Annotated in this window: 2 protein-coding genes; both read right to left on the bottom strand. The window is 65.5% G+C overall.

Going from position 1 to position 1577, the window contains the following annotated elements:
* A partial coding sequence (gene cobG / locus EN984_RS33975) for a precorrin-3B synthase (protein ID WP_127384326.1) occupies positions 1–862 on the bottom strand: 862 nt, incomplete at its 3' end.
* Positions 859–1577: cobaltochelatase subunit CobN (locus EN984_RS33970; RefSeq protein ID WP_206517551.1), on the bottom strand; the 719-nt coding region annotated here is incomplete at its 5' end. The genes EN984_RS33970 and cobG, both read right to left, overlap by 4 nt.

The following is a 1577-nucleotide window of genomic DNA, read 5'->3' as shown; positions in this document are numbered from 1 at the left end:
CTCCAAGCGCAATCTCCCCCTCCAGGGGGGAGATTGCGCTTGGAGAGCCGCGTTCGCCAACTGTCGATGCTGCAAGAGGGGAGCCTGCGGTGAAGCTGCCAATCTCCCCCCTGGAGGGGGAGATGTCCGGCAGGACAGAGGGGGGCGCCGTAGAATGCCAGCCTGCGAGAGAAGCCAATTGTCTCTCCGACAGATCCCTTGCGTGGGCCTCACGGCCTTTTTCGGCAATCATTCTTAGAGCCGCGACGGCGATGTCGCGAGCCGCACCTTCATCAGCAAACGCTAGCGGCTTCGCATTCTGCCCGTCACCCGCGACAGACACCTGCCATTGGATTCTCGCACCACTGCGCGTTGCAGCAAGCCGAACATCGGCCGTCACCGAATCCAGCCCAAGTTGCCCACCGCCATCGACAATCACCGAAACCTTCGGCCCCAACCGTTGCGCAAGCCCAGCTTCTTCGATTGCAGCCCTGATCCGTTCAGCCAGTGGCCGGGGATCGGCAATCTCTTGCGGATCGATGCCAGCCAGCGGGCCGGTCTCGACTGGCACGCCGGTGCGCACCGCGATATCAAGCGCATCGACCTCCGCCGCCAGCAGCATCGCGCTGTCCGTCGTCAGCCCACGTATCTGCAGACTGCCGCGCGCGGTGACTTCCATGATGCCATTGCCATGCCGCAAGGCGGATTCGGCTAACCCGATCAAAAGCTTCGGCGACAATCCTCCAGAAGTCGGGCCTCCAGAAGTCGGACCTCCAGAAGACGGGCCTCCAGCAACCGGATTGAGCCGCACCAAAAGCCCGTCGCCGGTCTGCATCGGCGCCGACAAGGCCGGGCAGGCGCCGCGGCGTGAGAAGGCGTTCATGCCGCCACCCCAAGCGCTTCTGCTTCGGCAATCAGGGCGGTGAGATCGTCATCGACGGAGTTGCGCAGGGGATGCCAGAGGCCACGCCGGCGCGCCGACAGGAAGCGCTGGGCGATGACCTTGGCAGCGGCGGGGTTCTCGCGCAGGATGAAGGCGCGGACCATGGGATCGCCGAGATAGGCATCGTGCACTGCCTCGATCAGCGTGCCCGAAATGGCGTGCGTGGTTTCGGCGAAGCCGACCAGGCGGTCGACGGTTTCGGCAAATTCGGAGGCGCCACGCGGGCCGTGGCGCATCTGTCCCGATATGAAGCGAGGATTGACGGCACGGGCGCGCACCACCCGCGATACGGCCTCACTGAGCGAACGCGGCTTGGGCTTTTGCGGGTCCGTGGTGTCGAGCACGATGACGTCGGCATTCCTGCCGAGCGCCGCAAGGGCTGCGGAAAAGCCGCCGATGAAGGCGACGTCGGCGGAGCCTTCGAGGATGTCGCGGCCGGGGTCGTCGCCGGTGTGGACGAGAAGATCGGCCTCGGCGATGCGGGTTTCGAAGGCGCCGGGCACCGAGATGCCTTCGCCTTCTGCGCCGCCATAGGCGTGCGATGTGGCGTCGAGATAGGCGCGGCCGATTTCTTCGCGCGCCGCCCAGTTGCCGGAGGACAAGATATCCTCGACGCCGGCGCCGTACGTGCCGGCGTCGAGGATATCTTGTCCTC

Origin of the sequence: Mesorhizobium sp. M7A.F.Ca.CA.004.12.1.1, assembly GCF_003997835.1 — a bacterium.
Classification (GTDB): Bacteria; Pseudomonadota; Alphaproteobacteria; order Rhizobiales; family Rhizobiaceae; genus Mesorhizobium.
The sequence above is the reverse complement of the archived record's forward strand: the minus strand, read 5'-3'. Positions and strand labels throughout refer to the sequence as shown.